The 20,341-nt window shown below is 55.4% G+C and carries 5 protein-coding genes; all 5 read left to right on the top strand.

Features of this window, described 5'->3' with window-relative positions:
• Positions 1–24: 24 nt before the first annotated feature.
• The gene (clbJ, locus tag HBM92_RS09370) at positions 25–6,525 is read left to right on the top strand and encodes a colibactin non-ribosomal peptide synthetase ClbJ (protein WP_001468003.1); all 6,501 of its coding nucleotides are present in this window, start codon (positions 25–27) and stop codon (positions 6,523–6,525) included.
• A 10-nt stretch (positions 6,526–6,535) separates the two neighbouring features.
• On the top strand, positions 6,536–13,000 hold the full coding sequence (gene clbK, locus HBM92_RS09375; RefSeq protein ID WP_000222467.1) for a colibactin hybrid non-ribosomal peptide synthetase/type I polyketide synthase ClbK: 6,465 nt from the start codon (positions 6,536–6,538) through the stop codon (positions 12,998–13,000).
• Positions 12,993–14,456 carry a colibactin biosynthesis amidase ClbL gene (gene clbL / locus HBM92_RS09380; protein ID WP_001297937.1) on the top strand — a complete coding sequence of 488 codons (1,464 nt, stop codon included), beginning with the start codon at positions 12,993–12,995 and terminating at the stop codon, positions 14,454–14,456. Before clbK ends, clbL begins: the two co-directional genes overlap by 8 nt.
• A gap of 61 nt (positions 14,457–14,517) precedes the next feature.
• Positions 14,518–15,957 carry a precolibactin export MATE transporter ClbM gene (clbM, locus tag HBM92_RS09385; RefSeq protein ID WP_000217768.1) on the top strand — a complete coding sequence of 480 codons (1,440 nt, stop codon included), beginning with the start codon at positions 14,518–14,520 and terminating at the stop codon, positions 15,955–15,957.
• Positions 15,954–20,321 (top strand): colibactin non-ribosomal peptide synthetase ClbN, encoded by a 4,368-nt coding sequence (gene clbN, locus HBM92_RS09390; RefSeq protein WP_001327259.1) that lies wholly within the window; start codon positions 15,954–15,956, stop codon positions 20,319–20,321. The genes clbM and clbN overlap by 4 nt, the downstream gene beginning before the upstream one ends.
• The last annotated feature ends 20 nt before the right edge of the window (positions 20,322–20,341 follow it).

Genomic DNA, 20,341 nt, shown 5'->3' on the forward strand with positions numbered 1-20,341 from the left:
CACAGCGAAAAGGAAAGGACGGTCATGACGATACATCATGCCGCATTGGCGCGAATGTTACCGGCGGAAAAAAAGGAAAAGCTATTACGACAGTTGGCGCAATCAGGCGTGTCGCCCAGCCGCATTCCCATCATCAAAGCGGATCCGGCGCAGGCAATCCCGCTGTCGTTTAATCAGGAGCGGTTGTGGTTTTTGCAAAAATACGACAGTACCGCCACTAACTACAACCTTTATGTGGTGTATCGTTTGCATGGCGTGGTGGATATGCCGATGCTCACGGAGGCATTGCGCCATGTGCAAGCACGCCACGCCATCTTGCGTACCCGTATCATAGTACGTAACGATCGGCCTTGCCAGGTGATAGATGATGCGTCTTCGTTAGTTCTCGATACGGTCACGCTGGCAGCGCAGGCCCCAACTTCAGCGCTAGATGCGGTAATTCAGCAGGTGATAAACACCCGGTTCGATCTGGCACGCGGTCCTCTGTGGGGGGTAACTCAGATTATTCAACCCGATCAAGGTTGTCATTTGGTGTTTTGCGCGCACCATATCATCATCGACGGTATCTCGTTACGGCTATTGTTCGATGAGTTACAGCAGCAGTATGCTCGATTGCATGCTGGTAATGAAACGTCGCTGCCTCCGCCGCCGCTGCAATATGCCGATTATGCCTTCTGGCAGCGCGAATGGTTCCAGGATACCTTGCTGGCGAACGAACTTGCCTACTGGCGTGCGCGTTTGCAAGACGCGCCTCTGCTGTCGACATTTCCATCGCTGCACCCGCGCCCGGCACAACCCTCTACACATGGTTCCCGGTTCAGCATCACCCTGGATGAAACATTAAGCCTCGCGTTGAAACACGTAGCCCGCACGCAGGAAACAACGCCGTTCGTGCTGATGCTGACTGCCTTCCAACTGGTGCTGATGCGTTACGCTCAGCAACAGCGATTGGTGATAGGCATGCCAGTATCGGGGCGCATTCGCCCGGAATTGCAGAGTAGCATTGGTTATTATGCCAGCACTGCGGTTATCTACACCGATTTTAATGGGGTTGAGGTAGGGCGCGAGGCGCTCCAGCGTGTGAAGGCCAGCGTGAAAGAGACGCAGGGGCGCCAGCAACTGCCGTTTGAAAACTTGGTGAATATGCTGGATCTCCCTCGCAGCCTTTCCCATTCACCGTTGTTCCAGATCCTCTATATCTACCATAACCACGTGACCCCACGCGCTTTTACCTTGGCTGGTGCGTATTGGGAGCAGGTGACGTATCACAATCAGACCGTCAAATACGACATGACAGTCGAGGTGTTCCAAAACGACGCCACGTTCGACGTCTCCTTTGAGTACGATTTGGGGTTATACGATGCTGATGTGGTGAAGCAGATTGCCGAGGCGCTGCGTCAGCACTGCTTATCGTTGACATCATCACTGGAGACCCCGATAGGGGCGATCCCTCTGCATGCACCGGAGACCGCAACGCCGCGGCGTGATCCGCTCAACGCCACTAACGTCCCGTGGCTCGGGCCGCAGGATGTGCTGCGTATCATTGAACAGCGCTGTGTGCAGCACCCAAAGCAACTGGCAATACAGCAGCATGACGGCACACTGACCTACGCTGAGCTCTGGGCGCGTGTGCAGTTCATCGCGATGCGTTTTCGAGCGCATGGCATACAACCGGGCGATCGTATTGGCGTGCTGTTGCCACGTCACAGGGATGTGATTGCAACCATGTTGGCGACGTGGTTTGTGGGGGCGTGCTACGTGCCGTTCGATATTCATCAGCCTGCCGCGCGTTTGCAACGCCTTATGCAACGCGCGCGTTTGGTCTGTCTGGTGGTCCGTCAGCCGGGAGAGTGGGGTGAAATTGTACAACTGTCGTTGCCGGAATTGATGCAGGACATGTCGAATGCGATCCGGTATTCTACACCTTGCGCGCTGTTGCCGGATATGCAGGCCTACCTGTTGTTTACCTCCGGCAGTACCGGTGAACCTAAAGGCGTGTGCGTTGTTCACCGCGGGTTGCTGAACTTGTTGTTGGATATGCAGCGTACCTTTGCGGTTGGCTCGCAAGACCGGCTGCTCTCGGTGACGACGCCAACATTTGATATCTCATTCTTGGAGTATCTGTTGCCGCTGATCTCCGGTGCGAGTCTCTATCTGACAGAGGCGGAACGCGCCGCAGACAGCTTCCGTATGATTCCGCTGATTGCCGACTATCGACCAACGCTGATGCAGGCGACGCCCTCGTTCTGGCACGGGCTGTTGATGGCGGGTTGGCGTGGCGACCCGGAACTATGTGTGCTGGCAGGCGGTGAAGCGCTGCCAACGAAAGTGGCGGAAGAACTGTTGCGCTGTTGTGGTTCATTGTGGAACCTCTACGGTCCCACCGAAACAACCATTTGGTCGCTGAAATCGCAGATAACCCAAGCGGAAAACATCACCCTCGGCGCTCCCATTGCCAATACCCGTATATACATTCTGGACAATGAGGGCCATCCAGTGCCGCAAGGCGTTGACGGCGAGCTTTACATCGCCGGGGATGGTGTGGCGCAAGGGTATGATGGGCAGCCTGAGTTGAACGCACAGTTCTTCTTGTCAGAACCAGGGGTCCCCGGTGGCAGGATGTTCCGCACTGGCGATCTGGTCAGGAGTGATGCGCAGGGGCAGTTGTTTTTTGTTGGGCGCAAAGATAGCCAGATCAAACTGCGCGGTTATCGTATTGAGTTAGGCGAAATTGAACGGACGTTGGCACGGCATCCGCATGTGGACGCCGCGGTGGTGGCCTGTATTGAAAGAGCACCGTTACACAAAGCACTGGCAGCATTCATCATCACCAGTGAGCCTCCCTCGCTATTCGAGCAACTGAAAAACGAGCTTCGGCAGCAACTGCCAGACTATATGGTGCCAACGCTGTGGCAGAGGGTGGCCGACTTCCCGAACACTGACAACGGTAAAATCGATCGTAAGCGGTTAGCGGAAAATTTCGTTGCCGATAGCTCCCTTGTGTCGCCGCAGACGCAAGCGCTGAGCGACACGGAACAGATGTTGCTGGCGCTGTGGATGCGCTATTTGCCGATAAAAAACGTCGATCCTGAGTGCGATTTCTTTCGCTTGGGGGGACATTCGCTGTTGGCGGTAACGTTGGTAGCAGAGATCAACCGCACTTTTCACTGCGCCTTGACCCTGAAGGACATTTTCCACTACTCCACACTACGGGCACTGAGTGCGCGTATTGCACAGCAATCTATCACGGACGCTGCCGCGTCTCAGGATGACTGGGTGATAGTGCACGACCCTGAGCATCGTCATCAACCGTTCCCATTGACGGATGTTCAGCGCGCCTACTGGCTTGGACGACAGACGGGTGCTACCTCGATCGCGACCCACATCTACCATGAATTTGACGTAGAACACTTTAATGTTACGCGTTTTACCCATGCGGTGAATGCGCTGATCGCTCGCCATGAAATGCTACGTGCGCGGGTACTCCCCGACGGTACTCAGCAGATTCTGGCGCAAGTGCCGGCGTATCAGTTAGAGCAGCGCGATCTGAGTGCTTTGTCCCCTAACGCACGAAACGATGCCTTGATGGCGATCCGCGATCGGCTGTCGCATCATGTGCATCCCGCAGATCGTTGGCCGCTGTTTGATTTCAGTTATTCGGCTTGCACGGCGCAACATGGCCGCTTGCATTTCAGTCTCGATCTGCTGATTGCCGATGCTCTGAGTATGCGCACGCTACAGCAGGAGTTGATGATGCTGTACCGTGAGCCCCATGTGTCACTGCCGTTGCTACCGTTCTCTTTTCGTGACTACGTGCAGGCGCTGTTGGTAGAGCAGGCGAGTGAAGCCTATGCACGCGATCAGGCCTATTGGCAACGGGCGCTGCCGCAGCTGTATGGCCCACCAACGCTGCCCGTACAGGGCGATTTGGCGCAACTGTCTGCGATCAGGTTCGTACGTCGCCGTCATCGGCTGTCAGCCCACAACTGGGGAGTGCTGAGCGCGCTGGCCCAACGCACACGTATCACCAAGACGGCATTGTTGTTGACAGTCTTTAGCCAAGTGCTGGCACGTTGGAGCCTTAGCCCGACGTTTACGCTCAATCTGACGTTGTTCAACCGCCCGCAGGGTTACCCCAACGCAGAGGCAGTTATTGGTGATTTTACCGCTGTCAGCTTGCTGAATGTTTGTTACGACAGCCAGCACTCTTATGCCCACAACGCTCAGCGTATTCAGGTGCAACTGTGGGAAGATCTCGAACATCGTCGTTTCAGTGGGATCCGCGCCAGCGAGGCGCTGATCCATAGCGGTCGTTTCCATGCGCCGATGCCGGTGGTATTCACTAGTATGTTGGATATCGACGGGGAGACGACTGCGCAAGACCCTCGGGACACAACCCGTTTTACTCTGTGTCCGGACGCCAATATTACCCAAACACCGCAGGTGTGGCTCGATCACCAGGTGATCGAGTTGGCTGGGGAGTTGCATTTCAACTGGGACGCGGTCGAGCAACTGTTTGATACCACGCTGCTGGATCAGATGTTTGGTGCTTATTGTCATGCGCTGCAGGCGCTGGTTGCCATGCCGCAAAGTTGGTGGGGGGTAAATAGTTCTCTGGCGCTGCCCACCGTTAGTGCACCGGTCACGCAGGCTCCTGCACCTACGGCCTTGTTGCACCATGGATTACTGCGTCAGGCAGCACTGACGCCACAGGAAACTGCGCTGATCAGTCCTATCCGTGAATTGACCTATCGCCAACTGTCGACGGCGGCGGATCATGTGGCCCGCGCCCTGTTAGCGCTGGGCGTGCAGCATGGCGACCGCGTGGCGGTGGTGATGGAAAAAGGCTGGCAGCAGATTGCCGCCGTACACGGCATTTTACGACTGGGTGCGGTCTATCTGCCAGTGGATCCGGTGCTACCGCCACAGCGTCGCCAGCTTTTGCTGACGGTGGGCGAGGTGCGGGTACAAGTAACGCAGCCGGGTCTCACGCAATTGGAGCCGTCGCTGCCCGTGCTGATCATCGACGACGGAATGCTGGACACGCCTGCTGCGCCGTTGCCTGAAGTGGCTGGGGATGTCACGGATCTGGCCTATATCATTTTCACTTCCGGCTCCACCGGTACCCCGAAAGGAGTGATGATCGACCACCGTGCGGCCATGAACACGCTGGAAGACATCAACGAACGCTTTGGCCTCAATGCGCAGGATAGGGTGTTCGGGCTGTCATCATTGAGCTTTGACCTGTCGGTTTACGATGCCTTTGCGCCTTTTATGGTGGGTGCAGCGCTGGTACTGCCGGAAGCAGGACGGGAAAAAGATCCGCGTCATTGGCAGACAGTTATGGCACACGGTCATGTAAGCGTCTGGAATGCAGTGCCCGCACTGATGCAGATGCTGTGCGAATACCACAGCGGCGATCGGATGAGTTATCCGACGTTGCGTCTGGCACTGTTGAGCGGCGACTGGATCCCGCTAACGTTACCGGAGCAGATGCGCGAGCGGCTCAATGAAACGATGGACATCATCAGTCTGGGTGGAGCGACCGAGTGCGCCATCTGGTCGGTCTACTACCCGATAGGTGAGGTGGAATCGACGTGGACCAGTATTCCCTACGGTCGGGGCCTGCGCAACCAGCCAGTATACGTGCTAAATGCGCAACTGGAGGAATGTCCGGTCGGGGTGGAAGGAGAGATTTGCATTGGCGGGATGGGGCTGGCACAAGGCTACCTGAACGACGCAGAGAAAACGGCGGCGAGCTTTGTCTGGCGCGAAGCGAGTGGTGAGCGAATTTACCGCACTGGGGATCGCGGGCGCTACTTTGCTGACGGGCAAGTCGCCTTTTTGGGGCGCAACGATACCCAAGTGAAGGTGAATGGTTACCGTATCGAACTGGGGGAAGTCAAAAGCCACCTTGAACAGCTCGACAGCGTAGGGAGTGCCGCCGTGGTGTGCCACCAGGGACAGCTGTATGCCTTTATCACTGCCGCAGAAAACCTGCATCCTGACGATACTGACGCCCTGTTAGCGCGTGTTCGTGCTCAGTTAGCCGTGCAGTTGCCGTATTACCTGCTGCCCCAACATTTCTTTCTTCTCAAGGTGCTGCCGATGACAGGCAACGGCAAAATTGATCAGGCGGCAATGGTTCAAGAGGTTATCCAACGTATGTCGCAATCTACATCACAGAAGTCGAGGGCCCTCGCGCACGCCTCGCCCTATGAACAGCAGGTGGCCGCTCTCTGGTGCGAGGTACTACAACGAGAACAGATCGGACTGAATGACAACTTTTTTGAAGCGGGGGGCGGCTCAATCCAGATCGTGCTGTTGCATCGCCGTATTGAGGAGATTTTTAAGGTTACGGTACCTATTGCTGAGCTATTTCGCTTAACCACCGTGAAAAGAATTGCCGGTTATTTGCAGGCTATGCAGGACAATGCACGGGCGGTGAATCAAACACAGCAGCGTGATGCTTCCCGATCCCGCGCCCAGCAACGACTTGTACGTCGTCACCAGCGTCAGCGTTAAGGAAAAACTAATGACTTACAGTGAAAGCGATATTGCCATTGTTGGCATGAACTGCCGGTACCCCGGCGTGCACAGCGTTGCGGCATTCGAAACGGTGCTTCGCACCGGATGCAACATTTTGGACCCCAAAGTGACCCCGAGCAACGGCCACAATCACATTACGCTGAACAACGTCTATGAGCACATGGCGGAGTTCGATGCCAACTTTTTTGGCTACAGCCGTGCAGAAGCAGAAATCATGGATCCACAGCAGCGCGTATTTCTGACCTGTGCTTGGGAGATGTTTGAACAAAGCGGTTACAACCCGAAGCAGCACGATGCGCGCGTCGGCCTATATGCGGGCGTGAGTACCAGCTTCTATTTGCTTACTCACCTGATGAACAACCCAGACAAGCTTGCACAACTCGGTGGTCTCCAAATCATGGTCGGCAATGACAAAGATCATTTGACGTCCCAACTGGCTTACCGCCTGAATATTACCGGCCCTTGCGTGACGGTTCAGGCCAGTTGTGCCACCTCGCTGGTGGCAGTGCATCTGGCCTGCGAAGGGCTGCTGAGCGGTCAGTGCGATATGGCGCTAGCGGGTGGCGTCACGTTTCGCATGGAGGAGCAGCGCAGCTATGAATCGCACGGTGATGGGCTGCAAGCAGAGGATGGCCTGATTCATACTTTTGATGCGCAGGCGAGCGGTACGGTCTACAGCAGTGGTTTGGGCATGGTGCTGCTCAAACGGGCTACAGACGCGCAGGTGCAAGGGGATAACATCCTTGCCGTCATCAAGGGAAGCGCCATCAACAATGATGGCGGTGCGCGCAGTGGTTATACCGTGCCGGGTGTTGATGGTCAGGAAGCTGTGATGATTGAGGCGCATAGCTTGGCGGAGGTGACGCCGCAGCAAATTCAGTATCTAGAACTGCATGGCAGCGGCACGCCGTTGGGTGACGCTATCGAATTCGCGGCCATCAAACGTGTGTTTGGGACGCCAGCGCCGAATGCGACACCGTGGCGTCTGGGGGCTGTGAAACCTAACGTGGGTCACGTAGAAATGGCATCTGGCATCACCAGTCTCATAAAAACGGTGCTGAGTCTTACTAACCGGGTGTTTTACCCTACGCTGAATTTTCAACGGGCTAATCCGCAACTGGGGTTGGAGGACAGCCCGTTTGAAGTGGTGTCCCGTTTAACGCCTTGGCCGGAGGGCACCACGCCACGCACCGCTGGTGTGAGTGCGTTCGGATTGGGCGGCACCAACGCACATCTGGTGGTACAAGCGCCGTTATCGACGCCGCAGGCGAGGGCGCAGCAGATGGGGCCTTGTGTCGTTGTACTCTCGGCAAAAAACCACAATGCCCTGGAACAGATGCAAAACGCCCTGCTGGCGAAACTGGCCGCACATCCAGAGATACGCTTACAGGACGTGGCTTACACCCTGCGTCACGGGCGTTTCTCCGCCCCGGTACGTAAGTGTGTCATCGCAGAGAATTGCACCCAGCTAGCCCGACAACTCCGCGACGCACCGATGGTGGAGGCAACCACGGGTTGCACGATCTACTGGAGATTGGGGCACCGTTTCGTTGTTGCACTCGAGACGCTTAGTGACTGGCTGGCGTGCTCTGAGGTGTTGTCACAGGCGGTGGGACAACTGCTCGAGCATTTTCCGCTCGAACCAGCCTGTCTGCAAGATCTCTCCCCTGCGCAACGGACGTTTATCAGCCAGTATGCGCTGATCGCGTTGATTGACGAACGGGAAACGTTGAATGTGGTGCTATGCGGCGACGGTGATGGTGGCTATGCTGCCGCCGTACTACGAGGAGACTGCACACTAGAGCAAGCATGGCACAGGTTGAATGCGGGCCAACCGTTTGATGATGTGCCGACGAATCCCCTCTTGCAGCCCGATGTCTGCTCTTTGATGCTGGACGACGCGGCGAGTGATGCCAATCGCACCGCGCTAGAGGCGTTAGGGCAGTTATGGTTGGCTGGCGTCAGCCTAGATTGGCGCTGGGTGGATGCGGCGGAGCGTATGTTGGGCAGTCAACGCATCGCCCTGCCGGGGACCGTTTTTACACCGCAGCGCTATTGGGTCGAGGCCGTACGGCCTGCCACGTTCTCCCACGAATCGTCGAATAATCTCTTATCCCGCGCAACAAAATCCGATATTATTGCAGTGGTGACGGAGATATGGGAACGCACGCTTGGTGTCAGCATTGATGATCACCACGCCAGCTTCTTCGAACTGGGTGGGCATTCGCTGTTAGCGTCAACCATTTTATATGATATTCAGCAACGTTACGGCATCACCTGTACGCTAAGCGCATTCTTTGCCGATCCCACCATCGAGGGATTAAGTTGCTATCTGCTCGAACAAGGCGGCAGTGAGACAGCGGTTTCAGCATTGCCTGATACGGTCTTTGCCCCTGACCAGCAGCACCTACCTTTTCCGCTGACTGACGTGCAACAGGCCTATTGGGTTGGGCGGCGAAAATCCTTGGGATTGGGCAATATTTCCACCCATATCTATGTGGAATATGAACTACAGGGGCTAGATGAAACAGCGTTCAACCGCGCGCTCAATGCGGTGATTGCGCGGCACAGCATGTTGCGTGCAATTGTCAACGATGACGGTATGCAGCAGATATTGCCAAACGTGCCGGAATACCACGTTGCCTTCTATACCACCCAGTGCGAGGATGCGTTTCAACAGCGTTGCCGTGAGCTGCGTGACACCCTCTCACATCAGATGATTGATTGTAGTCGCTGGCCTCTGTTTCAGATGGAGGTCGTGGTTGATCCGCAGCAAAAAGCCCGGCTACATGTATCTATCGACCTGCTGATAGCCGATGCATGGAGTCTGGAGTTGTTCATTCGGGAACTAGCTTATCACTACCGCCATCCGCAGGCGGCATTGCCTACATTGACGTACAGTTTCCGCGACTATGTGCTGACCTTAAAATCCTACGAGAAAACGCCGCAGTTTGAACGGGCACGTGACTACTGGCGCGCCCGCATCGAAACTCTGCCGCCGGGGCCACGATTGCCGCTGCGTACCGACCCCACGAAGCTGGAAAACCCCACATTCGTGCGCCGTAGCTATTGTCTATCTCGTGCTATCTGGCAGCGCTTGAAAACGCAGGCGGGTCAGATGAGTATCACGCCTACTACACTGCTGCTCACGGGGTTTGCTCAGGTGTTGGCGCGCTTTAGTTCCTCGCCGCACTTTAGCCTTAACCTGACGCTGTTTAATCGTCTGCCGTTGCACGCAGATATCAATCACTTAATTGGCGATTTTACTGCACTGACGTTGCTGGAGATTGATATGTCGCAGGGAGAAACCTTGCAGGCGCGGGCAAACGTGATCCACTCTCAACTGTGGCGCGATTTGGATAACCGCTTGTTTGGCGGTATCCAGGTCTCTCGACTGCTGGTACAAACTCACCGCGATCCGGCGAAATCGGTGATTCCTATCGTGTTCACCAGCTTGCTCAATCAATATGAGGCGAGCTGGGAAACGGATGATACGCTGTTCAACCAACCGCAGGATGATCTGTACAGTATTTCACAGACACCGCAGGTGTGGCTCGATCATCAGGTAATGGAGCGTAACGGGGAATTGCACTTTAATTGGGACGTGGTGGAACAATTGTTTGAACCGGCGCTAATGGATCAGATGTTCCAGTGTTATTGCCAACTCCTGCACGCCCTAGCCCAGCGACCACAGCTCTGGCATGAGACTCAAGATGTGCTGGCGCTGCCCACCGTTAGTGCACCGGTCACGCAGGCTCCTGCACCTACGGCCTTGTTGCACCATGGGTTACTGCGTCAGGCAGCACTGACGCCACAGGAAACTGCGCTGATCAGTCCTATCCGTGAATTGACCTATCGCCAACTGTCGACGGCGGCGGATCATGTGGCCCGCGCCCTGTTAGCGCTGGGCGTGCAGCATGGCGACCGCGTGGCGGTGGTGATGGAAAAAGGCTGGCAGCAGATTGCCGCCGTACACGGCATTTTACGACTGGGTGCGGTCTATCTGCCAGTGGATCCGGTGCTACCGCCACAGCGTCGCCAGCTTTTGCTGACGGTGGGCGAGGTGCGGGTACAAGTAACGCAGCCGGGTCTCACGCAATTGGAGCCGTCGCTGCCCGTGCTGATCATCGACGACGGAATGCTGGACACGCCTGCTGCGCCGTTGCCTGAAGTGGCTGGGGATGTCACGGATCTGGCCTATATCATTTTCACTTCCGGCTCCACCGGTACCCCGAAAGGAGTGATGATCGACCACCGTGCGGCCATGAACACGCTGGAAGACATCAACGAACGCTTTGGCCTCAATGCGCAGGATAGGGTGTTCGGGCTGTCATCATTGAGCTTTGACCTGTCGGTTTACGATGCCTTTGCGCCTTTTATGGTGGGTGCAGCGCTGGTACTGCCGGAAGCAGGACGGGAAAAAGATCCGCGTCATTGGCAGACAGTTATGGCACACGGTCATGTAAGCGTCTGGAATGCAGTGCCCGCACTGATGCAGATGCTGTGCGAATACCACAGCGGCGATCGGATGAGTTATCCGACGTTGCGTCTGGCACTGTTGAGCGGCGACTGGATCCCGCTAACGTTACCGGAGCAGATGCGCGAGCGGCTCAATGAAACGATGGACATCATCAGTCTGGGTGGAGCGACCGAGTGCGCCATCTGGTCGGTCTACTACCCGATAGGTGAGGTGGAATCGACGTGGACCAGTATTCCCTACGGTCGGGGCCTGCGCAACCAGCCAGTATACGTGCTAAATGCGCAACTGGAGGAATGTCCGGTCGGGGTGGAAGGAGAGATTTGCATTGGCGGGATGGGGCTGGCACAAGGCTACCTGAACGACGCAGAGAAAACGGCGGCGAGCTTTGTCTGGCGCGAAGCGAGTGGTGAGCGAATTTACCGCACTGGGGATCGCGGGCGCTACTTTGCTGACGGGCAAGTCGCCTTTTTGGGGCGCAACGATACCCAAGTGAAGGTGAATGGTTACCGTATCGAACTGGGGGAAATCGAGCGCTGCATTGCGCGACATCCCGATGTGGAGCAGTCAGTGGTGGTGGCAGTGGGTAATTCTCAACATCGTCGGCTGGTCGCTTTTGCCAAACTGCACGATCGCCACCAGGCGCAGGCATTGCAAGCTAAGGAAGCGGAGGCGGCGGCACTGGCGCAGGGTATTATTGTGAATCCGGCACAGCGTCTAGCGTTCAAACTCAAGGAGCCACATATTCGCGCGCTGGATGGTCTGGGCATTGCACTGACGGCACCGGCGGATAGCACACGTTACATCAAACGCCGCAGCTATCGTCATTTCAGCGCGCAAAAAACCACGCTGGCACAGTTGGGGCAATTGCTGTCGGGCTTGGGGCAGATGCGTCTACCCGGTCTACCTTTTGCCAAGTATGCCTATGCGTCCGCCGGGGGGCTATACCCGGTGCAAACCTACGTGTACCTGCATCCAGACAAGATCGAAGAGGGAGTATCCGGTATTTACTACTTCGACCCGCGACAGAGCTGTCTTATGCCGGTAGCACCAGAAGTCGAGCTGAACAGTGGTTTTCATGCCGGACCTAATCAGTCTATTGCCGATCGGGCGGCATTCACGCTGTTTATGGTGGCTGATATGGCGGTGATCTCGCCATTCTATGGGCAAGAGGCAGCTTGGCACTTCTCGGTGATGGAAGCAGGTACTCTCTGCCATTTACTGGAAGAAGATGCGCCGCGCTACGGATTGGGGCTGTGCCAACTTGGGATGGCAGACTTTTCCGCTGTGGCATCGCATTTTCAATTGTCGCCACATCATCGCTATGTCCATTGCACCGTGGGGGGCGCGATAGGGCAAGAGGCGGCAAGTGCTGCAGCATTGCTGCGCGATTTCTCCACCTATGAGAAACCGAAGGAAACCGCTGCGCCGCTGGACATGCAGAGCTACAAAGATGCCATGCTGCGCGGCCTGCGTCAGCAACTGCCTGACTATATGGTGCCGAGTGATCTGATGTTAGCGACCGATTTTCCGTTAACCGCTAACGGCAAGCTAGATCGGCAAAAATTACAGCTGCAGGGCGAACAAATTGCCCACCAGCGTGACGGCGTGGGTCCAATCCAGGTGGACAGTGCGTTACAACAGCGGCTGGTGGCGCTCTGGCAGGAGGTACTCGGCGTGAGCCACGTGTCGGCCGAAGACGATTTCTTCTCGCTGGGGGGCAGTTCTATAGAATTGGTGCGTATTCAGCAGGCACTTGAGGCGATTATCGGGCAGGAGATTCCCATTGTCGATCTGTTCCGTCTGCCAACCATCGCGGATGTGGCGCGTTACCTTGATGAGCAACTGCACAATCTACCCGCCGCCCACGATATCGTATTAGCGCAGGCTGAGGTTTCGCAGGTCAGCGCTGCGCGCGAGAATCTGGCGTTGCGGCGTAAACGTGCCCAACAGGGAGAAAAGGGCGATGAGTGAGCAGAGCTATCGTAGCGCAGGGACACTGTTGGCACAGTTGGCGTCCGGAGAAACCACCTCAGTGGCGTTGGTGAATCACTATTTTTCACGTATGGCGCAGTTTAACAAGCCGTTGAATGCGGTGGTGCAGCAGCACTATGCGTTGGCGTTGGAGGCCGCCGCGCGCGCCGATCGTGAGCGACTGGAGGGGCGCGCAAGGGGCGTGTTGCACGGATTACCTTGTACTGTTAAGGAGTCGTTTGACGTGCAAGGGTGGTTAACCACGTCCGGTGCCCATTATCTGAAAGATAACCGGGCGACGCAGGATGCTCCTTCCATCGCACGCTTACGCGCTGCCGGGGCGATCCTGATGGGAAAAACCAATGTGCCGATGATGACTGCCGATTGGCAAACCTATAACGATCTGTATGGCACCACCCATAACCTGTGGGATAGGCAACGTTCACCCGGCGGATCGTCCGGAGGAGCGGCGGTGGCGGTGGCGGCGGATTTCACCCCCGTGGAATTTGGCAGCGATTTGTTTGGCTCACTGCGCATTCCCGCACACTACACAGGTGTCTATGCCCATCGTTGTAGCTTGGGGTTGATGTCGGTCAGAGGACATGTGCCCGGTGGTGGTCCGCAAGCGACTGATGAGCCGGATCTCTCGACGGCGGGCCCCATGGCGCGCAGCGCGGCGGATCTGCGTCTGATGATGCGCGCATTGAGCACATTCTGGGTGGAACCGCCGCGTATTCCCGATTTTAGCCGTTATCAGGCCAAAGCAAACTACCGCGTGTGCACGTGGTTTAGTGCGCCCCACCATGAGATAGATCAACAGATCGCACAGCGTTTTCAATCGTTTATCGACAAGTTACGCGCACAGCCTGGCGTGGAGGTTGATGATGCTATGCCCGCCGATATCGATCCCGACGCACTGTTTGATATAGCAGTCAAACTCAGTGGTCGGCTGGTAAGTACGGCGCTCAATGGACGCCAGCGTCTTACAGCCGGGCTGGCTGCGCTGGGCTTCAGGCTTGTGGGCAAGCTGGCGGATGTGCCTGAGGGGATAACGAGCTATTACCAGGGCATGCTGAAAGACAGTGGCGAACAGCGGAATACAGACAAACTCCGCCACGAATACAGCCGGGTGATAGAAACCCTTTTCGCGCGTTATGACGTGTTGTTGACACCTGTCAGCCCGGTGCTGGCGTTTGCGCACATGCAGCAGCCGGTGCGTAAGCGCAAGCTTATCGTCAATGGCGAACCGCAAGATTACAACGAACATTTGTTCTGGAACATGTTAGCAACGGTTTTTGGTTTGCCTGCCACCGTTTACCCATTGGCGAAAACGATGGATGAGCTTCCGTGCGGCATACAGATCATTTCCGGGCATTTTCACGATGATGTGACGATTAACTTTGCTGAGTTCTGCGAAAGCATCAGTGGCGGATTCACGGTACCGGAAGGGTACTAGAGGCGGATATCGGTGACAGCGCCAATAAAGGTGCGGCGCATTTAATGAATAAGGAGCAGGTATGACGGTGAATAAGCTTGAGCCAGACAACGGCACGCCGAACGATGAGCTGTTCACGGTGGCGGGTATGTTTGACGGCTCGCTGTATAAATTACTCCTGCGCATGGCGTTGCCGATGTTTGTCGGTATGTTAACGCAGGTGACCTATGCCATCGCCGATATTTTTTGGCTGAGCCACATTGATGTCACCAACAGCGGCATCATTGCCGGTGTGGGGCTGGTTTTCCCCGTTGGAATGGGGTTATTTGCCATCGCCAACGGCATTCAAATCGGTATGGGATCTTTGCTGTCCCGCGCCATCGGCATGCAGCGGTTGGATCGTGCACAGCGGATTTTGTCGGTCGGTATCATCATCGCGCTATTCTTTGCGATCGTGATCACCGTACTTGGCTATGTTTATGCCCAGCCGCTATTGCGCTCACTGGGGGCCACGAAGAGCATCATCGGCTACGCAACGGAGTTCTATTATTATTCGCTGCTGACCGTGTTCAGCATCATGTTGATTGGCGTCATGATGGGGCTGTTTCAAGGCGCGGGTAAGATCATGGTCATCATGAAGGCCTCATTGTTGGGGGCGTTGGTAAATATTATGCTCGATCCAATCATGATCTTTGTATTCGATTTTGGTGTGAAAGGGGTGGCATTGGCGTCGTTTCTGGCGCAACTGAGTATGGTCGCCTATTTCATCTACACATTGATGGGATTACATATCGGGTTGAGTATACGCATCGCGTTACGCCCATTCTCCTGGAAAATCTACCGAGAGTTTCTCTCCGTCGGCATGGCGCAGATGCTGATGCAACTGATCATTGCGGTCGGCATAGTGATTTATAATTTTTTTATCGTCAGGCTGGACGTAAACGCGATGGCAGCGTTTACGCTCACTGGTCGCATCGACTATTTCATCATCACGCCGATGCTGGCTATCGCGACCGCGTTGCTGACTGTGGTGGGGCAAAACTGGGGACACGGAAATGTCACCCGCACGCTGAATGCCTATTGGGCCGCCGTCGCGCTGGCCTTCTCTATTGTGCTGGTGTTAGCCGTTATGCATATTGTACTGGCACCCTGGATGTATCCCCTGTTTACTCGTGTTGTTGCCGTGAGTGACTATGCGGTACTGCAAACCCGTATCATGGCACTGGCACTACCCTTTGTCGCTATCAGCCTGTTAGCAAGTGAATATTATCAGGCCATTGGTAAGCCTTGGTATTCGGTGTTGTTGACGCTGATGCGTCACGTGTTTATATCTGTCCCTGTCGTATACCTGCTGGCGATTGTGTTAGAGATGCGTATTACCGGCGTCTATTTTGGGGCGATGAGCGGCACTTTTGTGGCTGCGTTGTTGGCGTGGCGTCTGCTGCGTCTTTCACCTCGTCTGCTGCGATGGAATCAGGAGGCGGTGCGCTCCCAACACTTGGATATGGAGGTGGCACCATGATGTCGGGCAATCCGTTGTCGTGGCCACAGGAACAGTGCCACATCATTGATCAACTGTATCCTTACAGTGCCGTAAACATCATTGGTGGTGTGGTCACCATTGAGGGAATTGTCGATCTGCCCCGACTACACGCGGCCATCCAGTCCGCCATTCGGCAATTTGATGCGTTGCGTATGTGGTTTGTGATGGGAGAGGAGAGTGAAGTGGTCAGCCAAGTGCAGCCTTATCACTGGCGCGATATCCGCCATTTGACTTTTTCCCCAGATTATGACAAGGAGAACCTACGCCCAGCGGCGATCGAAACATTTGTTGATGAGTGGTTCCGGCAGCCCTTTACCCTGCTGGCGCACGATTTGTTCGAGTTTGTCACCTTTACGTGCGGTGAACAATACAGCGGTTATTTATTTAAAGCCCATCACGGCATTGCTGATGGTTGGTCAATGGCGTTGTTGTCAAACCATGTCAAGCGAGCATACGAACAGCAGGACGTACCAGATGATGCGTCACCAGCCTATAGCGCATTTCTGGCGCAGCAGCAATCTTATCAGGCGTCAACGCGCTTTGCCGTTGATCGTGGCTGGTGGCGTGACTATATCGACGAATACCGCGACTGCTTTCCAGACAGTTCCCCCATCGTTACTACTGAGGGCATCAGTTGTTCCACTTGGCTTGAGCCAGCCATGATTAACCGTCTCTACAGGTTGTGTAATCGTTATGGCTGTACGCTTAATACGCTGTTTATTGCACTCTTCGCTCTCTATCGCGCCAGAGTATGGGGGGAGGAAAAAGGCGTAATAGGCGTGCCGTTAGCCAATCGGCATACTCGCGAGGCGCGGCGTTGCTTTGGCATGTTTACTAATCAATTGCCGCTGGCCTATCGACTGGTGCGCACGGAACGATTCTGTGAACGGGTGGCCTTTTTCCAGCGCGAACTGAAACGCGGTTTTAAACACAGCAAATATCCCATTACCTTATTCAACCAGGATTTGGCGGAACAGGGGGGAGGGAAGTTGCGGGCGTTCGATTATTGCGTTAATTATTATAACTTTACCTATGAACGCCACATTGCAGGTGCCGCGCAACGCGTGGAGAGTTACTACAGCGGCGAGCAGTCCTATAAGCTACAGATTGTTTTGCAAACTGTTAATAATCATAAAGAAAGCCTTAGGTTGAGTCTGGAGGCGCTGCGTAGCGCTTTCACTCCGCACCAACTGACAGCGATGAAAAATGGGCTGTTGGATTTAGTCACTGCATTGGATCGGCAACCTGACGCTCGTCTAGGCGATCTCGAAGTCTATCCTGCGCCGCACGTCGCATTGGCATGTGGCTCACTCAAACCCTCATTTACTTCCCGATTTGCAGCGCAAGTTGTGGAGCATGGTGATCGCACAGCACTAATTGATAATGAACAGTCTTTGACTTATCGGCAGTTGGATGACGCTGTTGAGCGGGTTGCGCGTTATCTGCGCCAACAGGGGATCGGACGCGGTCAAGTGGTTGGGATTATCGCTGAGCATAGCGCTCAAACGGTGATGGTTATTTATGGTATTTTGCGCTGCGGCGCGGCATTTCTGCCGCTAAATCCCGCGTTGCCAACGACCCGCCTTTACGCCATGTGTCGTAAAGCGCAGGTAGCGCATATCCTTTACGATCCGGCGATGCATGAATTGACGCAGGCGCTGGCGTTTCCCGCGTCCAGCTTGCTCCAGGCCTTAGCCACTTCGGCGCTTGCTAGAGAACCTTGGCCAGCTATTGAACCGCAGGATCTGGCATATGTGCTGTTTACCTCCGGATCGACCGGCGAGCCTAAGGGCGTGCAAGTCTCTCATGGCAATCTGGCTAACTATCTCCATTTCGCCGCCGAACGTTACTTTACAGCGCAGGACCGGGCTGCGCTCTACTCTTCGCTGTCCTTCGATTTGACCATCACTACGCTGTTCGCCCCCTTATGTGTGGGCGCTAGCATCAGCGTTTGTCGGCACGCCGAGAGCGAAACATTGCTGCGCATGGCCGTGGTTGATCAGCCCAACACAGTGATCAAACTGACGCCTGCACACCTGCGGTTGTTGTGTGCGGCTGGCATAAGCAGTGAGCAGATTCGTACCTTGGTGGTTGGCGGGGAGGATTTCAAGCGGGATCTGGCGCGTAAGGCGGCTGCTCTCTTTCCTCAGGCCGTGATCTATAACGAATATGGGCCGACAGAGGCCACCGTTGGTTGCATGATCTATCGCTACACCGGGCAAGAAACGCTGCCTTCATTGCCCATCGGTATGGCGATCGACGGTTGCCAGGTAGCAATTTGCTCCCCTTGGGGCTGTCCGGTACCGGAAGGCGAAACTGGTGAATTGGTGATTTATGGCGCGTCAGTGACGCAGGGCTATATCGATGCGCCGCAACAAACGGCCGCCGCCTACCTTAAAGATACCAATGGGGTGATGATTGGCTATCGCAGCGGTGATATTGGCTACGCCATCGCTCCTAATACGCTGGTTTATCAGGGACGTAAAGACGATCAGGTCAAAATTAATGGCTATCGTATTGAGCTGTGCGAAATCGAACAAGCGTTGTTGAGCGCACCTCAGGTAGAAAGTGCGGCGGTGGCGGTGATTGATGATGTGCAGGGGCAGCACAGCGGGTTGCTAGCCTGCGTGACACCGTCATCTGTTGATGTAGCTACCGTAATGCAACATCTGCGTCAGCAATTACCCACCTACATGCAACCCAAGCAGTGCTGTGCTATCGCCCAACTGCCGCTGTCGCACAATGGCAAGGTGGACGTGCGTCAGATGGTCGCAACGGTCCGAAACACCGCGCCTGCATCGGGTAGCGAGCGGCTGGGAGATGCGGCGATAAGGCATTCAGTTCGGGTATGTGTGGAAGGGGCGCTGGAGCAAACTGAGTTTGATGATAACGAAAATCTTTATGTCTTGGGGTTGGACTCCATCAAGAGTATCCAGATTGCAGCGCAGCTCAGGCACCACGGCTGGACGATGTCAGCGGTGCAGGTGATGGAGTGTGGAACAGTGAACGCCATCTGTGAGTTTCTCGCTAGTCATACAACGGTGTCACAGCTCGCGCAGTATGCTCATAACACCCGTATCGATCTACCCGCATTGCGTTGGTTTACGCAGTTGGCGTTGCCAGTGCCCAATGTTTATAACCATGTCATTGTGCTGAAAGTGTTGCCGGGCTGCCCGCTCGAGCAGTTACACAACAGGCTGCATACATTAATCCAGCAGCAGCCAGCTTTGCACAGTGCGCTGGACGCTGAGGGGCGGTTGCTAGTATGCGACCCTAATGTGTGTTATCCCAACGAGGTGCTCACGGAATATTCGACGGCGCAGTGGACGTTGGCAGAGGTGATCGCTCAGTGCAATAGCATGCTTGACGTGACAAATGGTCGAGTCTTTACGGCAGCTCTGTTACACGCCCCGCAGCCTGCGTCTAGCACGCTGGTACTCTGTGCCCATCACTTGTGCGTCGATATGCACTCTTGGTATTTAATCCTCAGCACGCTGGACGCCGTCAGCACTGTCAATGGCACCAGCAACAGCGGACTGCATCGCTGGAATGACTATCTGGCGAGCAAAACGGTAGATTCCGCCACACACGAAAGCTGGCGCACAGTATGTCAAACGCTACCGCTGCATTTCCCACCCGTGTCATTGCCAGATGACTCATTACCTCGTACGCGCGCTTGGCGTGAAGACTTTCGCCATCCTTGCGTCAGGAGGTTGTTTGAATCCAGTGGTAATACCGCGTACAGCGCCGAAACCTATGTGCTAACGGCATTGGCGCTGGTGCTGCGTTACTACAGCGAAGAGCCTTGGTGTCGCATCGAGATGGAAGGCATGGGACGCGGCTGCTGGCCCGATGAGCCTGACGTTGCGGATACGGTCGGGTGGTTTACTCTATTTTATCCTTGGGCGATCCCTCTGCATGGCGATATGGCGACACTGTTATCTGCGATCGCTTCCGATTTGGCAAAACGCACGCATGGTGGGGGAGATTACGGTCTGCTGCAAATGCGGCATGCACCGGAAGACTCTCTTGCGCAAGGGATCCGAATGAATTACATCGGTGTGCAGGCGCAACCTTCACTCCGCTATTTTCATATTGATCACTTTAATAGTGATATCTATACCGCGCCTGAAAACGCGCTCGGCTGCGTGCTGGAGTTTAATATTGCGCGCTCGGCAGCTGATGGTCTCTCCTTCCACTGCCGTTTCGATCCCACGCGCATTGCGCTGAATGATGTGCAACTCCTGCTGGCGCGCTACAAGAACAGCCTCACTGATCTGGATGCCTGGCTGTGCCAACACAGCGCCACGCTGACGGGCGCGCCGACTTTGTGGACACTATAAACACGATGCCAACCCTTAAG

The organism is Escherichia sp. E.sYA108, from assembly GCF_011754335.1.
GTDB lineage: Bacteria > Pseudomonadota > Gammaproteobacteria > Enterobacterales > Enterobacteriaceae > Escherichia > Escherichia coli.